This is a genomic window from Enterobacter cloacae complex sp. HYC074_NIDB, from assembly GCF_056673345.1.
Genome location: NZ_CP114214.1, coordinates 441,581 through 458,411 on the forward strand (window position 1 = coordinate 441,581; position 16,831 = coordinate 458,411).

The 16,831-nt window shown below is 58.3% G+C and carries 19 protein-coding genes; 5 read left to right on the top strand and 14 right to left on the bottom strand.

Annotation, left to right across the window (positions count from 1 at the left end; genetic code table 11):
- Window positions 1-104: 104 nt before the first annotated feature.
- The 5 genes from O1724_RS02130 (at window position 105) to yjdP (ending at window position 6,010) form a co-directional block, all read left to right on the top strand.
- Window positions 105-2,444, top strand: a complete 2,340-nt coding sequence (locus O1724_RS02130; RefSeq protein WP_479982836.1) for a type VI secretion system Vgr family protein — start codon at window positions 105-107, stop codon at window positions 2,442-2,444.
- A gap of 3 nt (window positions 2,445-2,447) precedes the next feature.
- Window positions 2,448-3,275: a DUF4123 domain-containing protein gene (locus O1724_RS02135; protein ID WP_126297447.1), complete on the top strand. Its 828-nt coding sequence runs from the start codon at window positions 2,448-2,450 to the stop codon at window positions 3,273-3,275.
- A 9-nt stretch (window positions 3,276-3,284) separates the two neighbouring features.
- Entirely contained in the window at window positions 3,285-3,803 is a 519-nt protein-coding gene (locus O1724_RS02140) for a DUF3304 domain-containing protein (RefSeq protein WP_061856756.1), read from the top strand.
- A gap of 3 nt (window positions 3,804-3,806) precedes the next feature.
- Complete coding sequence (locus tag O1724_RS02145; RefSeq protein ID WP_061856755.1) at window positions 3,807-5,591, top strand: DUF2235 domain-containing protein; 1,785 nt, start codon at window positions 3,807-3,809, stop codon at window positions 5,589-5,591.
- A gap of 95 nt (window positions 5,592-5,686) precedes the next feature.
- Entirely contained in the window at window positions 5,687-6,010 is a 324-nt protein-coding gene (gene yjdP / locus O1724_RS02150) for a DDRRRQL repeat protein YjdP (RefSeq protein ID WP_126297446.1), read from the top strand.
- Window positions 6,011-6,062: 52 nt separating this feature from the next.
- Here yjdP and phnP read toward each other — a convergent pair whose 3' ends face one another.
- From phnP to phnC, 14 genes are read right to left on the bottom strand one after another with little or no spacing between them, the layout of a single operon-like run.
- The gene (phnP, locus tag O1724_RS02155; protein WP_045350753.1) at window positions 6,063-6,821 is read right to left on the bottom strand and encodes a phosphonate metabolism protein PhnP; all 759 of its coding nucleotides are present in this window, start codon (window positions 6,819-6,821) and stop codon (window positions 6,063-6,065) included.
- A 9-nt stretch (window positions 6,822-6,830) separates the two neighbouring features.
- Complete coding sequence (phnO, locus tag O1724_RS02160) at window positions 6,831-7,265, bottom strand: aminoalkylphosphonate N-acetyltransferase (protein WP_015570217.1); 435 nt, start codon at window positions 7,263-7,265, stop codon at window positions 6,831-6,833.
- Complete coding sequence (gene phnN, locus O1724_RS02165) at window positions 7,258-7,809, bottom strand: ribose 1,5-bisphosphokinase (RefSeq protein ID WP_086531977.1); 552 nt, start codon at window positions 7,807-7,809, stop codon at window positions 7,258-7,260. Before phnN ends, phnO begins: the two co-directional genes overlap by 8 nt.
- Window positions 7,806-8,942: an alpha-D-ribose 1-methylphosphonate 5-triphosphate diphosphatase gene (gene phnM, locus O1724_RS02170; RefSeq protein WP_003860229.1), complete on the bottom strand. Its 1,137-nt coding sequence runs from the start codon at window positions 8,940-8,942 to the stop codon at window positions 7,806-7,808. The genes phnN and phnM overlap by 4 nt, the downstream gene beginning before the upstream one ends.
- Window positions 8,939-9,619, bottom strand: a complete 681-nt coding sequence (phnL, locus tag O1724_RS02175) for a phosphonate C-P lyase system protein PhnL (RefSeq protein WP_003860227.1) — start codon at window positions 9,617-9,619, stop codon at window positions 8,939-8,941. Before phnL ends, phnM begins: the two co-directional genes overlap by 4 nt.
- Window positions 9,620-9,628: 9 nt before the next feature.
- Complete coding sequence (phnK, locus tag O1724_RS02180; protein ID WP_003860225.1) at window positions 9,629-10,384, bottom strand: phosphonate C-P lyase system protein PhnK; 756 nt, start codon at window positions 10,382-10,384, stop codon at window positions 9,629-9,631.
- On the bottom strand, window positions 10,381-11,226 hold the full coding sequence (gene phnJ / locus O1724_RS02185) for an alpha-D-ribose 1-methylphosphonate 5-phosphate C-P-lyase PhnJ (protein WP_006810438.1): 846 nt from the start codon (window positions 11,224-11,226) through the stop codon (window positions 10,381-10,383). The genes phnK and phnJ overlap by 4 nt, the downstream gene beginning before the upstream one ends.
- Window positions 11,219-12,283, bottom strand: coding sequence for a carbon-phosphorus lyase complex subunit (locus tag O1724_RS02190; protein WP_032608262.1), 1,065 nt, complete (start codon window positions 12,281-12,283; stop codon window positions 11,219-11,221). The genes phnJ and O1724_RS02190 overlap by 8 nt, the downstream gene beginning before the upstream one ends.
- Window positions 12,283-12,867, bottom strand: a complete 585-nt coding sequence (phnH, locus tag O1724_RS02195; RefSeq protein WP_003860219.1) for a phosphonate C-P lyase system protein PhnH — start codon at window positions 12,865-12,867, stop codon at window positions 12,283-12,285. Before phnH ends, O1724_RS02190 begins: the two co-directional genes overlap by 1 nt.
- Window positions 12,864-13,316 (bottom strand): phosphonate C-P lyase system protein PhnG, encoded by a 453-nt coding sequence (gene phnG, locus O1724_RS02200; protein ID WP_003860217.1) that lies wholly within the window; start codon window positions 13,314-13,316, stop codon window positions 12,864-12,866. Before phnG ends, phnH begins: the two co-directional genes overlap by 4 nt.
- On the bottom strand, window positions 13,317-14,042 hold the full coding sequence (gene phnF / locus O1724_RS02205; RefSeq protein ID WP_126297445.1) for a phosphonate metabolism transcriptional regulator PhnF: 726 nt from the start codon (window positions 14,040-14,042) through the stop codon (window positions 13,317-13,319).
- A 20-nt stretch (window positions 14,043-14,062) separates the two neighbouring features.
- Window positions 14,063-14,842: a phosphonate ABC transporter, permease protein PhnE gene (gene phnE, locus O1724_RS02210; RefSeq protein WP_126297444.1), complete on the bottom strand. Its 780-nt coding sequence runs from the start codon at window positions 14,840-14,842 to the stop codon at window positions 14,063-14,065.
- Window positions 14,843-14,895: 53 nt separating this feature from the next.
- Window positions 14,896-15,912, bottom strand: a complete 1,017-nt coding sequence (gene phnD / locus O1724_RS02215; protein ID WP_003860211.1) for a phosphonate ABC transporter substrate-binding protein — start codon at window positions 15,910-15,912, stop codon at window positions 14,896-14,898.
- 22 nt (window positions 15,913-15,934) lie between these two features.
- On the bottom strand, window positions 15,935-16,723 hold the full coding sequence (phnC, locus tag O1724_RS02220; RefSeq protein ID WP_126297443.1) for a phosphonate ABC transporter ATP-binding protein: 789 nt from the start codon (window positions 16,721-16,723) through the stop codon (window positions 15,935-15,937).
- Between the last annotated feature and the right edge of the window lie 108 nt (window positions 16,724-16,831).

Below are 16,831 nucleotides of genomic sequence, written 5' to 3' on the forward strand. Positions count from 1 at the left end.
TTTGTCCTTCATTTTCAGAATTTAACTCCTGTTTCAGTCATTTACAGTCCCGTCTCGGCATGTAACCATCCTGATTTAACCCTATTTATTATCAGGTTTTTGTTATGGATAACTGGCTGGCGCTTTTTGACGGACAGACCCGTTACTTTCTGGATATTTTTGACAGTCCAGTGAAGCCGGATGTTTTGCGTTTTCGTGGCAGGGAAGCCCTGAGCGAGCCGTTCCGGTGGGACATCGAGTTCACCACCCCACAGGCGAGCATTCCTCCGGAACAGGTGCTGATGAAATATGCCACCTTCCGGATGCGAAGCGGCAAAAATGTCCACGGCATCGTCACCCGCCTGGAATGGCTGTCCACATCAAAAGACCAGTCTCACTACCGGCTTACGCTCAGTTCCCGTCTGGCGCTCCTGGGATACACCCGGCAGTGCGCCGTGTTTCAGAACCAGTCCGTTCCGGAAGTGGTGGAGCAGGTGCTGCGCAAGCACGGACTGGAGGGACCTGATTTTGAATTCAGGCTGGCGCGCACCTACCCGCCGCGTGAAATTATCACCCAGTGGCGGGAAACGGACCTTGAGTTTATCCGGCGTATTCTGTCCGAGGTGGGCATTTACTGGCGTACGGAGATGGACGACGTGCGCGGTCTGGATACGTACATATTTGCCGACAGCCAGCTTAACTACCGGTTTGACGTGCGGCTGCCGTACCGCAAGCCCTCGGGTCTGTTTGACGGCGCGGCGGAATCGGTCTGGGATGTGCGGACCTGGCACAGGGGTGTCACCGGCACCGTCGCCACGCGGGATTACAACTACCGGACAGCCACCACGCCGATGGATGCGACGGTCAGCGTGCGTCATGATGGGGTCACCACCGGGGAGCATTACCGCTACGCCGCGCCTTACCGTGAGGCGGGTGATGACACCAGCCCTGAGCCGGAAACCGAATCCGGGGCCTTTTATGCCCGCATCCACCACGAGCGGGAACTCATCAAATCAGCCCGCATTCACCTGTTCAGCAATGCTGCCCACCTCACGCCCGGGCAGGTGCTGGAGCCGCAGGGCGATGTCATTGATGCCCTGAAAGAGGGTGTTGTCCTCACGCTTGTGACCTTCCGGGGGGCCCGTGATTCCCGCCTGCACGTGTCGGTGTGGGGCATGCCTTACACCGAACGGTACTGTTTCCGCCCTGCGGACATCCCGCGTCCGGAAATCCACGGCACGCTTCCGGCCCGGGTCGAGAGCCGGGAGAAAAATGATATTTACGCTCACCTTGACGAGCAGGGCCGCTATCGGGTGAAGCTCGACTTCGACCGGGAGGGGACGGAAGCCGGTTACAGCTACCTGTGGCTGCGGATGGCGAAACCGTATGCCGGTGACACGCTGGGCTGGCACACGCCGCTCACCGACGGGACCGAAGTGGCGATAGCATACAGCAACGGTGATATTGACCTGCCGTATATCGCATATGCCCTGCACGATTCTGAACATCCGGACCCTGTCTCCCGCGACAACCACACCCGCAACGTGCTGCGCACGCCCGCCAACAACAAGCTGCGGATGGAGGATAAGCGCGGGGAGGAGCACATCAAGCTCGCCACGGAGTACGGCAAAACGCAGCTGAACAGCGGGCATCAGGTGGAAGCGCAGGAGCAGCCCCGGGGCAAAGGCTTTGAACTCCGGACCGATGAGCACGGCGTTATTCGCGTCGCAAAGGGGCTGTTTGTCACCGCGGACGGGCAGCAGAAGGCCGCAGGCGGGGTGCTGGAGATGAGCACGGCACTCAGGGAGATCGACGTCTGCCTGAAACAGCTTCAGCAGCTGGAGATGGCGGCAGAGCAGGCGCAGGCGCTGAAGGCGGATATCGACAGCCAGATACAGATGTTTGAGCAGCGGCTGAAACCGCTCAATGAAGCCGTGCTGTTCTCGGCCCCGGCAGGGATGGCGCTGACCAGCGGTGAGCACCTGCAAATGGCAGCCACAAAAAACGTTGCCATTAACGCCGGAGGGGATATCAGCGCCGGAGCAATGGGCAATGCGACCCTGCTTACCGGGGAGAAACTGGGGCTCTTTGCCCGCACCGGTCAACTGAGCCTGAAATCCGGCGAAGGGCCAATCGATGTCCAGGCGCAAAATGCGAACATGCGGTTGTTTGCGGAGAGAAAGCTGACGCTGAGCTCAGCAAGTGACATCTCGTTTGCCGGGAAAAAGCGCATCACGCTGATTGGCGGCGGGAGCTACCTGCGGCTTGAGGCCGGGAAGATTGAGTACGGTACGACAGCGACGTACCTGCGGAGAACAAAGAGAACAATGGCGGCGGCCCCGGCCACCATGCCATTACCTATTCCATTGCTTCCCGGTCAGTATCTACCGCTTAACGGAACAATTTGCATCGAGTGCCTCCTCAATGCCATCAAAGCCAATGACGCTATTGTCCAGGGAGCGTAGAAAATGAATGCCACAAATATGATCCAGGCGTTACCGGAATCGAAAAACGCACATTTATTTCTGTTACTGGAAGGTGGGGCGCAAACAACAGAATCTTTTCAGGCTTTTTATAACGAAAACGCAGCAGTTATGTATTCGTTGTATCTTCATCCACAACTTACCGAAGCCAGAGATTATGGTCCCTGGTTGTTTGCAATAAGGGATAAAGAGGAGTTAACGGCCCGTATTACCTCAACGCCGGGGTTAACTGCTGTTATCGCCTCTTCACGATCCGCAGGGGCGTTAGCCGTTCAGCTTTCTGCGGCCTGCACAATGATTTCTCCGGAAGGAGCAGCGACTTTAGTGCGTTTTTATATGCATGATGTCATTCGTCTGCTGGCGGGCCTGAAAGAACGTGAGTGGCATAGCCTATTATTCAGGGAGATTTCTCAGTGGTGGGCACCTGGTGAAAACGAATGGCAGCAGATGCACATTCCCGCTTCAACAGTAATCAATGCCAGAGACAGTGCCATACGGCTAAATCATGAAGAATGGCAACACATCACGGATAAACCTGTTGTCACCGTAGTGTTAGCCGCGTGGCAGAAAATGCCATCCAGCCAGCATTTTCCCGCCTGTGCTCAACGTGACATGGTTATAAAAGCACTGAATAAGGCCAGAGAGGCGAAAATGAAAGCGGGTACAGAGCAAAAACTTTATGCTCTTTATCATCTTAATGGCGGAAAAAAGAACCTGGAGTCAGATGATATTCAGGCTGCACTCGAAAAAGTGGTTCAGGGAAAAGTATCGCTGGAATATGTGTTATTCAAACATGCGCAATCTCAGGGATGAAAATACAGAATGGGATTCTTCAGGACGTATAAGAAAATAGACGGTGCGGTTAACCGGGGTTATGCCCGCTGGGGAAAAGGGATCTGGGGGGCATTGTTACTGCCGGTGGTGATTTATCTTGGCTGGTCGGTATGGGCGGCTGTCTGGGGACCTCCATCGGGGCCGGTGACGCTGATTATTCACAGTGAGCTCGACAGACCTGTTCTGGGGTTTAGCGTAAACGGGGTGGCAGGTTCGAATGCATTTGCTCATGGCGGGGGCGGTGCCACCTGCTGCGGCAGCATCAGCGGGGATAAGGCCGAGGTGATCTGGACACTAGATATAACTCACGAGCAATACCTTAAAGGTATGAGATTAGAAACACGCCGCACGGTAATGCCTATGCCTGGTCGCCAGTGGGGTGAAAACTATCTTCATGTCTATTTTCTGCCTGAAGATAATGTTCGGTTATGGTGGAGTACCGGATTTAATCATCCTGATTCTCACGATATCAAAGACCAAACCGCAGAATTAAAAAAAGGAAAATAAGATATGGATATTGAAAGCCTTATTGCGGCAGCAAACCGGGCTCAGCAGGCGGAAGATGCTGGTTTAGGGAACTGTTCACGGGTATGGCATGTGGGGTTCTTTTTTGATGGAATTCATCGAAATATCGAACAGGATGCGCCGGAGCATCGTCTCAGCAACATTGCTCGTTTGTTTCGAGCATTTCCAGATGATGCACAAAAATCAAATAAAGAGTACTACTCTAAATTCTACATTTCAGGACTGGGCACTCCTTTTAATGAAACTGTCGTTGAAAAGCTTCACACCATCATGGACAGTGGCCTGGGCAGCATAAAGGATGAGTTAAAAGGACAGCCCGGTGAAATGGCCAAAGACGCGGGCATGGATTCCATAAAGGGCAACAACTGGTACGAGGTTTTAAAAAACCAGGGAAAGAAACTTCTTAACCCTACGGAATGGAAAAAACTGGCCTCCGATACGGCAAAAAAGGCTGCCAAAAAAAGTGTCATCGAAGCAACTTCCTGGCTCCGTGATAACCCTGTGATAGCCGATATGCTGGTAACGGGTGCTGATACCCGTATTGCATCGACAAAAATATCGTTTGAAGAAGGATACAAAGAAGCCGTTAAAAAAAGCCCGGTTCCCATCAAGCTTATCTCTGTTTCACTGTTCGGCTTCGATCTCGGTGCTACCTTGGCACGTAAATTTCTCGACAGTCTGCTAAAAGACATCTGTAAGAAAGAGGGGGATAAATACAACTATCAGGGCATACCCGTTGATATCGTCTTCACAGGCCTGTTTGACTGCTCGCGACGCACATCGGCCAGCAACAACAACGGTGTGGATTACTTTATCTCTGCGTTTGGCGGGCCGATAAAAGGCATCAGCGTATTGCTGGGGGATAAGTCCATCGACCAGGACACCCCACTGCCTAAGGCGGTAAAGAAAAGCCTGCATCTCGTTGCCGCCCATGAAACCCGCGTCTGGCGCTGCCTGTACCGTACCGGCAATAACCCGGCGCACAAGGAAGAACTCAGTCCCGGCTGCGCGGAGGATGTTGGCGGAGGTCTGAAACCGGACGAACAGAAACCCAGTGCGGAACTCTGCCGCGTGGCGCTGCACAGGATGTACCGCGAGGCGACCATGGCGGGTGTGCCTTTCCCTGATTTTCAAAGTTTGAAATCTTACTCCGAAACCGTAGCCAGCTATTTCATCGTCCAGGACAACGTTAAAAACCAGTCCGTCCTGCAATGGGCGAAGGCGTACCAGAGCGCGCTGCCCTTTACCTCATTAAATACCGCTTGCCAGAACCGGCATCTGGACAGCTATATCGACTGGCTGGGTCGTCAGTACTATCAGTACCGCACGGAATGCCTGAAATACGAAAAGCAGCGCGGTGATACGCTGGCCTCAGCTGGCGCATCGGCAGGGTTTGCAGGCATTACGCAGGAAGCGAAGGAGACCGCCGGGCAGTACGCGAATGAACTTGCTGTACTACAGCAAAACTGGGGATGGCTTGATTACGTAAAGAATGCGGCTATAAGAATGCGAAACAGTATGGAACAGAACCCTATGGACAGACGCCGGGATATCGTTCCGAACGTGTATGGATCCGCGCTGTGGCGTGCGAAGCGATTTCTGGACTATTTCCATGCGGCGAACCTCGGTAAACCCCAGCCGTTTCCCATAGATACGGCACCGTCAGAAATGTACGCATGGTTTGTACACGACCTGCAAACGGTAGACAAAGGCGCAGGTATTTCGCAGGACTTTTTTGTGATCCGCTCAATGGAGATGCCTGAGGCCTGATAAGTACTGTTAACAACAGAATTTGAGATTCCTCCGCTACACCGGCCAGTAGCCAGTCATTACCTTAAGGCCAGTTCACCTGCGAGTCTGGCCTTATGAAACGTTACTCTACCGCCCTGCTATGGGGTCTGCTGACTTTAACCAGCCAACTGGCGCATGCCGATGTGATTGATGATGCCATTGGCAATATTCAGCAGGCGATCAACGATGCCTACAACCCCAGCAGCAGCCGTAATGACGATGACGACGATCGTTACGACCGCAGCCGTCAAATCGACAGCCGACAGTACGACGATCGTCGTCGGCAGCTCGAAGACAGACGCCGCCGTTTAGACGAGCGTCAGCGTCAGTTGGACGACGACAGGCGTCGGTTAGAAGAGGACGAGCGCAGGTTGGAAGACGATTACGATCGCGGCTAAGTGCGGCCTGTTGCCCTCACCCCAACCCTCTCCCACGGGAGAGGGAGAAAACCTAATCCAGCACCATCACCATCCCGTCATACCCCGCTTCAATGCCGGACGGCAGCGGGTTATCCATCATCCACACGTCAAACTGATGGCTGATATGCGTCAGGATCACCTGCGGACAGCCAATCACCTCGTTCAGCGCAATCACCGTATTCAAATCACAATGGTTGCGCGGCGTCTCCGGGCGCGGTTCATGGCTACAGTCGATAATCATCGCCTGCGGCTGATTGTTTAGCAGAAACGTCACCGTTTTATCCGGCAGTCCGGCGGTATCAGAAAGCCACGCCACGCGGCTGTGGGCGGACTCCAGCAGATAGCCAAACGTGAGTTTTGAATGGTTGAGCGGCAGCGGCGTGACCCGCAAGCCCTGAAGTTCAAACGTCACAAATGGCTCCACCGTGTGGCTGAAATCCAGGATGCCCGGATGTTTGAACAGATCGTCACAGCCTGCCTCGTCTGGCGGACCGTAGACGGGAATGGTGGCGCCTACGCCCCAGCGCAGAGGGAAAAGCCCCTGAACGTGATCCATATGATAATGGGTAAGCAAAAACTGCTGGAAGCTGCCCGCAGGCCAGTCGTCCATCAGGTGTGGAATACCCGCGTCCAGCAAGGTGACCGCATCGTTGAATTTCACCGCCGCGCTACAGGGGCGACGGCGATAATTTTCCTGTAAACGCGCCCGTCGGCACGCCGCGCAGTCGCAGCCAAACACCGGCACCAGCTGCGCCCCTCCGGTTCCTGTCAGCGTGATCGTCAGACTCATAACGCACCTCTACAGCGGTTTGGTGAAGCGGAAATGGCTTTGCGTATACCCTTCACGAACATAAAAACGGTGCGCGTCCACGCGCTTCACGCTGGTGGAAAGCTCGGTCAGCTCGGCGCCTGCCTGCCGTGCGACGTCCTCTGCCCAGGCCAGCAGCTGGCTGCCCACTTTTAATCCGCGCGCCTGCGGCATCACCACCAGTTCCTGGATCTCGCCGATCCAGCGGGCGTGGTGCAGGTGAAACTGCATATGCAGGCCGATCATCCCGATGATCTGCCCGTCCAGCTCGGCCAGCTGGTAGCGCATATTGTGATCCTGCAAGTTGGCCAGATACCCGGCGTGAAACGCCTGATGATCGAACTCGGCCTGCTTAAGTTCGCAGATCAGCGCGTAAACGATCGGCGCATCGTCGGCGGTGGCGGGGCGAAGCTGGCAGTCAGGCATGCTGTTTCTCCTTCTGGCGAATAAGCGATAGAAAGGTCTCGACTGACTGTAGCAAACTTCCGTCGTTATTGAGGAGATGGCAACCCGACGGGGTGTAACGCGCCGCCCGTTCCAGCCGCTGGTCGATCTCGCGCGCGTTTTCGCGCCCCCGCTTTTGCAGCCGGCTACGCAGAACGTCCGGGGAAACCTGCAAACAGACCGGGAGCAGCGCCGCTTCGTACCGGGCGCGAGCCTGCGGGAGATGCGCCCGCGAGCCGTTGACCAGCACGTCAAAGCCCGCGTGCAGCCAGAGGTCGATCTCGATGCCGACGCCATAGTAGTAACCGTTGGCATGCCAGCTCAGCGCCAGCAGGTTTTGCCCGGCGCGGGTAAAAAACTCCTGCTCGCTCAGGGCGATATGGTTTTCACTCCCGGCGTTTGCCGCGCGGGTAATGTAGCGGTGCGCTACCAGCAGCTGTGAATGTTCCCGCTGCCGTAACGCCGACAGCAGGCTGTCCTTCCCGGAGCCGGACGGGCCCATTAACCAGATGAGTCTTCCCATCAGAACACCCTTTTTCCCTGACGCCAGACGTGGTCGATATGAACGTGCTCGCCCTTGCGGTGCGCCAGCACCAGGTCTGCCCGTTTGCCTTCGGCAATCTCACCGCGATCGTGAAGGTTGAGCGCGCTGGCCGGGTTTTTTGTCACCAGGCGAATCGCCTGTGGCAGCGTGAAGCTGTTGCCCTCATCGTCCGCCACCCGGAACGCCGCGTCCAGCAGGCTGGCGGGGTAATAGTCAGAGGAGAGGATATCCAGCAGGCCGAGCGAGGCGAGCTTGCTTGCCGCCACGTTGCCGGAGTGCGACCCGCCGCGTACGATGTTCGGCGCGCCCATCAGGACGTTCATGCCATGCTTACGTGATGCTTCTGCCGCCTCGAACGTTGTGGGAAATTCGGCGATCACGCTCCCAAGCTGGTGGGATTCGCGCACGTGATCGTGCGTGGCGTCATCATGGCTGGCCAGGGCAATATTACGGTCCCGGCACATAGCGGCAATGGAGAGGCGATTCGGCTGCGACCACTGGGCCGCCAGCGCCAGCTGCTCTTCTTCGTAACGGGCCATCTCCGCGTCGCTGAGAGAATATTTGCCCTGATAGTATTCGCGATACTTTTCAATGTTGGCGAACTGGCGCTGTCCCGGCGAGTGATCCATCAGGGAAACCAGCGAGACCGGCTCGCGGCCCACCAGCTTCTCAAACAGCGGCAGGGTGGTGTGGTGCGGCAGCTCGCAGCGCAGGTGCAGGCGGTGCTCGGCGCGGTTGAGGCCGCGCTTTTGCGTCTCCTCCACGGCGTTGATCATCTTCTCCAGGTTCTCCAGGCGATCGCCGCCGTCGCGCACGTCGCCGATCGCCACCGCGTCCAGCACCGTGGTGATGCCGCTGGCGACCATCAGCGCGTCGTGGCTGCTCATCGCTGAATGCGCAGGCCAGTCCACCTTCGGGCGCGGGGTGAAGAATTTATCGAGATTATCGGTATGCAGCTCAATCAGCCCCGGTAGCAGCCAGCCGCCTTCGCCGTCCATCGCGTCCGGTGAGCGGCTCTGGGTTTCGGCAAAGGCGCGGATGACACCGTCCCGCACCTCAACCGAGCCGTTCACGACCTCATTTTCCAGCACCAGCCTGACATTATTGATAATCATACGTTTGTCCCCATCGGGTGCAGTCTGTCCGCCACGCGATGGCGTACGGCGTCGTCGTGGAAGATCCCGACGATCGCCGCGCCGCGCGCTTTGGCCTGTTCGATCAGTTCTATCACCGCTGCGCTGTTTTTACTGTCGAGCGAGGCGGTGGGTTCATCCAGGAGTAAAATCGGGTAATCGACGATAAAGCCGCGGGCGATGTTGACGCGCTGCTGCTCGCCGCCGGAAAAGGTCGACGGGGCGAGGTGCCACAGACGCTCCGGTACGTTGAGACGCGTCAGCAGGCTGGCGGCTTTAGCGGCGCAGGTTTCGCGCGGCACGCCGAGATCCAGCAGAGGCTGCATGACCACGTCCAGGGCGGAGATCCGCGGGATCACCCGCAGGAACTGGCTGACCCAGCCGATCGTCGAGCGGCGTACTTCCAGCACTTTGCGCGCGGGAGCCTGGACCAGATCAACCCATTCATTGTTATGGCGGATATGGATATGGCCTTCGTCCGGCAGATAATTGGCGTACAGGGAGCGCAGCAGGGTGGATTTTCCGCTGCCGGAATGGCCATGCAGCACCACGCATTCGCCGTTGCTGACCTCTAATGAGGCATTTTGCAGTACCGGCAGGCGGACACCGTTTTGCTGGTGGAGCACAAAGGTTTTACTGACATTTTCAACGTGGATCATGTTGGCCTCTTAATTCTGTAATACCGAGGACACCAGCAGTTGGGTGTACGGATGATGGGGATCGTCGAGCACCCGATCGGTCAGCCCACTTTCCACCACCTGACCCTGCTTCATCACCAGCAGGCGGTCCGCCAGCAGGCGCGCAACGCCTAAATCGTGGGTGACAATCACTACCGCCAGGTTCAGCTCCACCACCAGGCCGCGCAGCAGATCCAGCAGGCGCGCCTGCACGGAGACGTCCAGCCCACCGGTCGGTTCATCCATAAACACCAGCTTCGGATGGGTGACGAGATTGCGGGCAATCTGTAAACGCTGCTGCATGCCGCCGGAGAAGGTTGTCGGCAGGTCGTCGATGCGCGAGGCGGGGATTTCAACCTCTTCCAGCCAGTGCTGCGCCGTGGCGCGGATGTTGCCGTAGTGGCGCGCGCCGGTGGCCATCAGCCGTTCGCCGATGTTGCCCCCCGCCGAGACCTGGCGGCGCAGGCCATCCATCGGGTGCTGGTGCACCACGCCCCACTCGGTGCGCAGCAGGCGGCGGCGCTCGGCTTCGCTCATGCCATACAGCGACACGCCCTCATACAAAATGTCGCCATTCTGCGGCGTCAGGCGCGCGGAGATGGACTTCAGCAGGGTGGTTTTACCGGAGCCGGACTCGCCGACAATGCCCAGCACTTCGCCCGGCCACAGCTCAAACGACACGTCGCTAAAGCCTTTGCCCGGCGCATAAAGGTGAGTCAGGTTATTAACCGAAAGCAGCGGTTTCATTGGCTGTTCGCCTCGCTCTGTTGGCGGCAGTAATCGGTGTCGGAGCAGACAAACATCCGTTTGCCCGTGTCGTCCAGCACCACTTCATCCAGATAGCTATGCTTCGAACCGCAGATGGCGCACGGCTCGTCCCACTCCTGCACCGTAAACGGGTGATCGTCAAAATCCAGGCTCTCCACACGGGTGTACGGCGGTACGGCGTAGATGCGTTTTTCCCGTCCGGCACCAAAAAGTTGCAGGGCGGGCATCATGTCCATCTTCGGGTTATCGAATTTCGGGATCGGCGACGGGTCCATCACGTAGCGGCCGTTCACCTTCACCGGATAGGCGTAGGTGGTGGCGATATGGCCGAAGCGGGCGATGTCCTCATACAGTTTGACCTGCATGATCCCGTACTCTTCCAGGGCGTGCATGGTGCGGGTTTCGGTTTCCCGCGGCTCGATAAAACGCAGTGGCTCCGGGATCGGCACCTGGAAAATCAAAATCTGATCTTCAGTCAGCGGGGTCTCCGGAATGCGGTGACGGGTCTGGATCAGCGTCGCGTCTTCGGTTTTTTCAGTGGTGTTGACGCCCGTTACGCGCTTAAAGAAGTTGCGGATCGACACGGCGTTGGTGGTGTCGTCTGCCCCCTGGTCGATGACCTTCAGCACGTCCGCTTCGCCGATCACGCTGGCGGTGATCTGAATACCGCCGGTGCCCCAGCCGTAGGGCATCGGCATTTCGCGGCCGCCGAACGGCACCTGGTAGCCGGGGATCGCCACAGCCTTAAGGATGGCGCGGCGGATCATGCGTTTAGTTTGCTCGTCCAGATAGGCAAAGTTGTAGCCGCTTAAGTTAGCCATTGGCGCGCTCCCGTTGCAGGCGTTTCAGCAGTTCCAGTTCGGCCTGGAAATCGACGTAGTGCGGCAGCTTGAGGTGCGAGACAAAGCCGGCGGCCTCAACGTTATCCGCGTGGGCCAGCACGAACTCTTCGTCCTGTGCCGGGCCTGCAATATGCTCGCCGTAGTCCGGCGCCTGGAGCGCACGGTCAACCAGCGCCATCGCCATCGCCTTGCGCTCGCTCAGGCCATACACCAGCCCGTAGCCGCGGGTAAAATGCGGATCTTCATTCTCTGGCGCGACAAAACCGTTGACCATTTCGCACTCGGTCATCAGCAGTTCGCCGATGTTCACCGCAAAACCCAGCTCTTCCGGCACAATTTCGACATCGAGATAACCGCTGCGGATCTCTGCCGCGAACGGGTGGTTGCGCCCGTAGCCGCGCTGCGTGGAGTAGGCCAGCGCCAGCAGATACCCTTCATCGCCGCGCATCAGCTGTTGCAGGCGGGACGAGCGCGAACAGGGATAGACCGGCGGCGTGCGGGTGATGTCATCCGGTGTGCTGCCGGTGTCTTCTTCCGCCTTCGCCAGCCCCTGGTTTGCCAGCAGACTAAAGACGTGCGGGGAGGCGTCTTGTTCAGCGTCAGAGACGCTGAGCTGCGGTGTTTCACCGTTCGCCAGTAGAGTGAAGTCCAGCAGGCGATGGGTGTAGTCGTAGGTCGGACCAAGCAGCTGGCCGCCAGGAATATCTTTGTACACCGCAGAAATACGGCGCTCTAAACGCATTTCCGCCGTTTTCACCGGCTCGCTTACCGCCAGCTTCGCAAGCGTAGTGCGGTAAGCGCGCAGCAGGAAAATGGCTTCCACGTTATCGCCGCTGGCCTGTTTCAGCGCCAGCGCCGCCAGCTCGCGGTCTGCGATGCCGCCTTCGGTCATCACGCGGTCGACGGCCAGGTTTAACTGCTGTTCAATCTGGGCGACGCTCAGCTCGGGTAAGGCGTCATCCCCCCGGCGTCTGTGCTCCTGCAAGGCATGGGCGGCGGCGATCGCCTTCTCGCCCCCTTTGACGGCAACGTACATCAGCACACCTCCACGTGAGTGGTTCTCGGGATCGCCAGCAGGCGCTCGCCGCAGGTCAGGATCAGGTCGATACCGAGCGGGAACGGATGCGGGCGCTCGGTCAGCTCATGAATGATGCACTCCGGCAGCTGGGGGGCGACCATCCGCTCGTCGGCGATCCCTGCCCCCGTCAGGCGTAGCATGCGGCCACCGCTCAGGCTGGAGACCTGCAAAATCAGCGTAGCGCTGGTTTCCGGTGCGACGGCGCTGCCTTCGCTCAGGGCATTAAGTTGTTCATGGCTGATTTGCTCGTCGGCCACGGCGAAGACCGCCTGCTGGGGCTGCTCGACCAGCGGCGCGTTGGTGTGAAAGCGCAGGTTCTGGCTGGCGATATCGTTCAGCAATGCCCCTGATAGCCATACCGGGGTGTCGTTGTCCGCCAGCGTCAGCAGCACGCTGGTAGAGGCGAGGTTCAGCGGCAGCCAGCCCTGGGAGAGCTGGTGCAGCGAGACAATGACGCCCGGCTCGCTCATGGCTTTCAGCAGTCGACGGAAACTCTGTTGGGCATCCTGGACGGCCAGGGTAAAAGCAGGTTGAAGCGTCATGCGTTGTCTCCGCGAACGAGCGTAAAGAAGTCGACCCGGCTGGTATTTACTTCGGCCTGACGCGCGGCAAGGCGTGCGGCGCGGTCAGCTTCCAGCGGGGCAATAAGGGTTTCCATTAACGTCTGAAAATGCGGCTGTTCCTGTAAAAGCGCGTCGATCGCTGCGCAGCGCTCGGCGTGCGTTTTGTCGCGGCCAAGTACGTAGCCGTAGCCCAGCGTGCCGCTTTTCAGGCGGATCACCGCGCGGGTGAGGGTGGCATCGCCGGCGAAGAAGCGCTCGCCGGTGCCGCCCATGCGTGCCTGGATCTGCACCAGGCCGATCTCCGGCGCGCGGATCGTGTCGTAATCCGGCGTCAGGCCGAGCGCGTTCATGCGGGCAGCCAGCGCAGCAGGCTGGCTGTGGGCCAGCACGCGCATCCAGCGCTGACGAGTGGAGGTGTCGAAGTGCATTCAGTGCTCCATGGTAAATTCAATCATGTCGGCGCGGGTCAGGCTGACGGAGTATTCCGTTGCGTTGACGTCGCCGTCACGGTGGTTGAGGGTGCGCACGCAGAGCAGCGGGGCCATGTTGGGGATCTCCAGCACCTTGCTCTCTTTCGCCTGCGCGCGGCGGGCGCTGATGCGCGTCTGGGTGCGTTTGAGCACGATACCCGTCGCGTCCTGAAGAAAATCATGCAGGGAACCGCTGGCGAAATGTTGCAGAACGGGCCAGAGGGTGAGGTCCGCGAAGTAGTGGTCGATCTGACAGACCGCCACGCCGTTCACCCGGCGCAACGTGCGCAGGTGAACGACGTTGTCGCCCTCCTGAATCCCCAGCGCGTCCGCCACGTGGCGGGAGGCCGGGCGCAGGACAGACAGCAGCTTTTCGCTGGTGGGGTGGCTGCCCTGATCGAGAAGGTTCTGGCTAAAACGCGCCTGGGCATTGAGCGGGTAGTCAAACGGACGCATCAGCACCAGCACGCCGACGCCCTGACGACGCTGGACCCAGCCGCGCTCCACCAGTTGATCGATGGCACGACGCAGGGTGTGACGATTCACTTCGTAGCGGTCGGCAAGCTGCTGCTCGGCAGGCAGGTAGTCTCCGCAGCGATAGTGCGTGCGCAGCTCCACTTCGAGCTTTGCCGCAATCTCTTGCCAGCGGGTGGGGTAACTGGTCTGATGTCTGGATAAGTGCATACCAATCAAAGCCTCGCTTCTCAGATGAAGTGCTTACGCAAACGTTGAGAGAGGAAATCCAGCAGGCTGACGGTGACGATGATGAGCACCATCAGGGCGCAGGTTTGCTGGAACTGGAAACCACGAATCGCTTCCCACAGGGTGACGCCAATGCCGCCTGCGCCCACCATGCCGACCACGGTGGCGGAGCGAACGTTGGACTCGAAGCGGTACAGGGAATAGGAGATGAGCAACGGCATCACCTGCGGCAGGACGCCGTACAGGATCTCTTCGATTTTGTTCGCTCCGGTTGCCCGGATGCCTTCCACCGGGCCGGGCTCGATGGCTTCAACCGCTTCGGAGAGCAGCTTGGAGAGCACGCCGGTGGTGTGGATGAACAGCGCCATCACGCCCGCGAACGGACCCAGGCCGACGGCGACTACGAACAGCATCGCAAAGACCATTTCGTTGATGGCGCGACAGGCGTCCATCAGGCGGCGCATCGGCTGGTAAACCCACCATGGCACGATGTTTTCGGCGCTCATCAGGCCAAACGGAATGGAGAGGATCACGGCGAGGGCGGTGCCCCAGACGGCAATTTGCAGGGTGATCGCCATTTCAACGAGGTAGTCCTGCCACTGGCTGAAGTCCGGTGGGAAGAAGTCGGCGGCGAAGGTCGCCATGTTGCCTGAGTCCCTGAAGAGCAGCAGCGGATCCATCTCCGCGCCCTTCCAGGAGATAACGAGCACCGCCAGCAGAACAGCCCAGCTTATGAGCGAGAACCAGCTGCGTTTTGGCGGCGGGAGGGTGATGGTTTGCATGTTGGCTCCTTTGGGTTTAGTCCCCTCTCCCTTGAGGGAGAGGGAGAAAGGCGTTACTGCACCGCTTTATTCACGCTGGTCATGGCGCCGAGCGCGGCGGTCAGGCGGTCAAGATCGTCCAGCTGCGCCTGAATTTCCGACACTTTGCTGGTCTTCTCTTCGTCCTTCAGGCCTTTGTTGTCCTTCACGCCCTGCATCTGCTTGAACAGCGCCAGCTGGCGAATCGGCACCAGCTGCAAATCGCTGGACGCGCGGAACGGTGCCCAGCCCAGACGTGCCAGAACCGCTTTCTCTTCCGGCGTTTTGCCGTAGTTCATAAAGAAGTCGTAGACCTTGTCCTTGGTGTTCTCGGAGAGGTTTTTGCGCCACACGATCGGGTCGCCCGGAATCAGCGGTGATTTCCAGATAACCTTGATTTCCTTCAGCTTGTCCGGCGCGGAGGTCTTCAGCTTGTCGAGGTTTTCAGTGTTGTTGGTAGCAACGTCAACCTGCTTATTCGCCACGGCCAGGGCATTGGTTTCGTGGCTGGCGTTAACCGTGCGCTTAAAGTCGCTGGCGGAGACGTTGTTTTTCGCGAAGACGTAGTAGCCAGGGACGAGGAAGCCGGAGGTAGAGTTCGGGTCGCCGTTACCAAAGGTCAGCTCTTTGCGTTTGGCGAGCATGTCGTTGAGGTTGTTGATCGGGCTGTCTTTGTTAACGATCAGCACGCTCCAGTAGCCCGGAGAGCCGTCTGCCGCAACGGTCTGGGCGAACACCTGGCCGTTCGCGCGATCTACCGCTTCCATAGCAGAGAGGTTGCCATACCAGGCGATGTCGACTTTGTTGAAGCGCATTCCCTGAATGATGCCCGCGTAATCCGGGGCGAAGAACGCGTTCACTTTGATCCCCAGTTTGGTTTCCATATCTTTCAGGAACGGTTCCCACTGGGGTTTCAGGTTCTGCTGTGATTCTGTCGAAATGATGCCAAAGTTCAGTGCTTTTTCCTGCTCCTCGGCGTGGGCCGGGCTTAACAGGGTGCTGATGCTGAACATGCTGGTGAAGGCCAGCGCGGCAACCGTTTTATAGCTCATTTCCATTCCTCGTTATGGGTCGTTATGCAGCCTGCGCGCGCTCTTCGACGCGGTTTACGCTGCGGTAGAGATGGTCAAAACGTTCGTTATCAAACTGGTGGCTTGCGCCATCAAAGAACACATGTCCCTGACGCAGGGCGACGATGCGCTCGCAGTAGCGCAGGGCGTAATCCACCTGATGCAGCGTCACCACTACGGTGATGCTGTCGTTCTGATTGATGTCGCGCAGGGTTTCCATCACGATGCGGGCCGATTCCGGATCCAGCGAGGCGATAGGTTCATCGGCCAGGATAATTTTGGCTTTCTGCATCAGGGCGCGGGCAATGGCGACGCGCTGCTGCTGTCCGCCGGAGAGCGTGGAGACGCGCTGGTGGGCGAAATGCGCCATGCCGACGCGGGTCAGCGCCTGTAAGGCTTCTTGCTTCTGGGATAGGGAGAACCAGCGCAGGCAGGTGCGCCAGAACGGGGTGCTGCCGAGCGCGCCAATCAGCACGTTCTCGAGCACGGTCAGGCGGTTCACCAGGTTGAACTGCTGAAAGATATAGCCCGTCTGAGCGCGGCTTTTGCGAATATCGCTCGCCAGACGCCCCGCATGTTGCACGGTGTTCCCCAGCAGTTCGACGCGGCTTTCCGGCGTTTTGTCACAGGTAATCAGGCCGCTCAAGTGACGAAGAAGGGTGGATTTACCTGAACCAGACGGCCCCAACAGCGCCACCATTTCGCCCTGCTGGACGGTCAGATCAACGGCATGCAGCGCCTTGTTGTGATGGAAGGTTTTGCTCAGTTTCTCGACGCGAATGACAGTTTGCATGTGCCCGGCCTCACGATAAATGTGGCCTCATGCTGGCGCATCAATATGACATTCAGGTTAAGTGTTGGTTGCGGGAGTTTGAAGAGTTGAGGGGAGTTTGATGACAAT

What these genes read in the sequence shown, in the direction of transcription:
- phnJ (WP_006810438.1), bottom strand. Translation starts at nt 11,226, where the DNA reads ATGGCTAACTTAAGCGGCTACAACTTTGCCTATCTGGACGAGCAAACT.
- O1724_RS02145 (WP_061856755.1), top strand. Translation starts at nt 3,807, where the DNA reads ATGGATATTGAAAGCCTTATTGCGGCAGCAAACCGGGCTCAGCAGGCG.
- phnF (WP_126297445.1), bottom strand. Translation starts at nt 14,042, where the DNA reads ATGCACTTATCCAGACATCAGACCAGTTACCCCACCCGCTGGCAAGAG.
- phnM (WP_003860229.1), bottom strand. Translation starts at nt 8,942, where the DNA reads ATGATTATCAATAATGTCAGGCTGGTGCTGGAAAATGAGGTCGTGAAC.
- phnL (WP_003860227.1), bottom strand. Translation starts at nt 9,619, where the DNA reads ATGATCCACGTTGAAAATGTCAGTAAAACCTTTGTGCTCCACCAGCAA.
- phnG (WP_003860217.1), bottom strand. Translation starts at nt 13,316, where the DNA reads ATGCACTTCGACACCTCCACTCGTCAGCGCTGGATGCGCGTGCTGGCC.
- phnK (WP_003860225.1), bottom strand. Translation starts at nt 10,384, where the DNA reads ATGAAACCGCTGCTTTCGGTTAATAACCTGACTCACCTTTATGCGCCG.
- O1724_RS02130 (WP_479982836.1), top strand. Translation starts at nt 105, where the DNA reads ATGGATAACTGGCTGGCGCTTTTTGACGGACAGACCCGTTACTTTCTG.
- phnE (WP_126297444.1), bottom strand. Translation starts at nt 14,842, where the DNA reads ATGCAAACCATCACCCTCCCGCCGCCAAAACGCAGCTGGTTCTCGCTC.
- O1724_RS02140 (WP_061856756.1), top strand. Translation starts at nt 3,285, where the DNA reads ATGGGATTCTTCAGGACGTATAAGAAAATAGACGGTGCGGTTAACCGG.
- yjdP (WP_126297446.1), top strand. Translation starts at nt 5,687, where the DNA reads ATGAAACGTTACTCTACCGCCCTGCTATGGGGTCTGCTGACTTTAACC.
- phnO (WP_015570217.1), bottom strand. Translation starts at nt 7,265, where the DNA reads ATGCCTGACTGCCAGCTTCGCCCCGCCACCGCCGACGATGCGCCGATC.
- O1724_RS02190 (WP_032608262.1), bottom strand. Translation starts at nt 12,283, where the DNA reads ATGTACGTTGCCGTCAAAGGGGGCGAGAAGGCGATCGCCGCCGCCCAT.
- phnP (WP_045350753.1), bottom strand. Translation starts at nt 6,821, where the DNA reads ATGAGTCTGACGATCACGCTGACAGGAACCGGAGGGGCGCAGCTGGTG.
- phnC (WP_126297443.1), bottom strand. Translation starts at nt 16,723, where the DNA reads ATGCAAACTGTCATTCGCGTCGAGAAACTGAGCAAAACCTTCCATCAC.
- O1724_RS02135 (WP_126297447.1), top strand. Translation starts at nt 2,448, where the DNA reads ATGAATGCCACAAATATGATCCAGGCGTTACCGGAATCGAAAAACGCA.
- phnH (WP_003860219.1), bottom strand. Translation starts at nt 12,867, where the DNA reads ATGACGCTTCAACCTGCTTTTACCCTGGCCGTCCAGGATGCCCAACAG.
- phnD (WP_003860211.1), bottom strand. Translation starts at nt 15,912, where the DNA reads ATGAGCTATAAAACGGTTGCCGCGCTGGCCTTCACCAGCATGTTCAGC.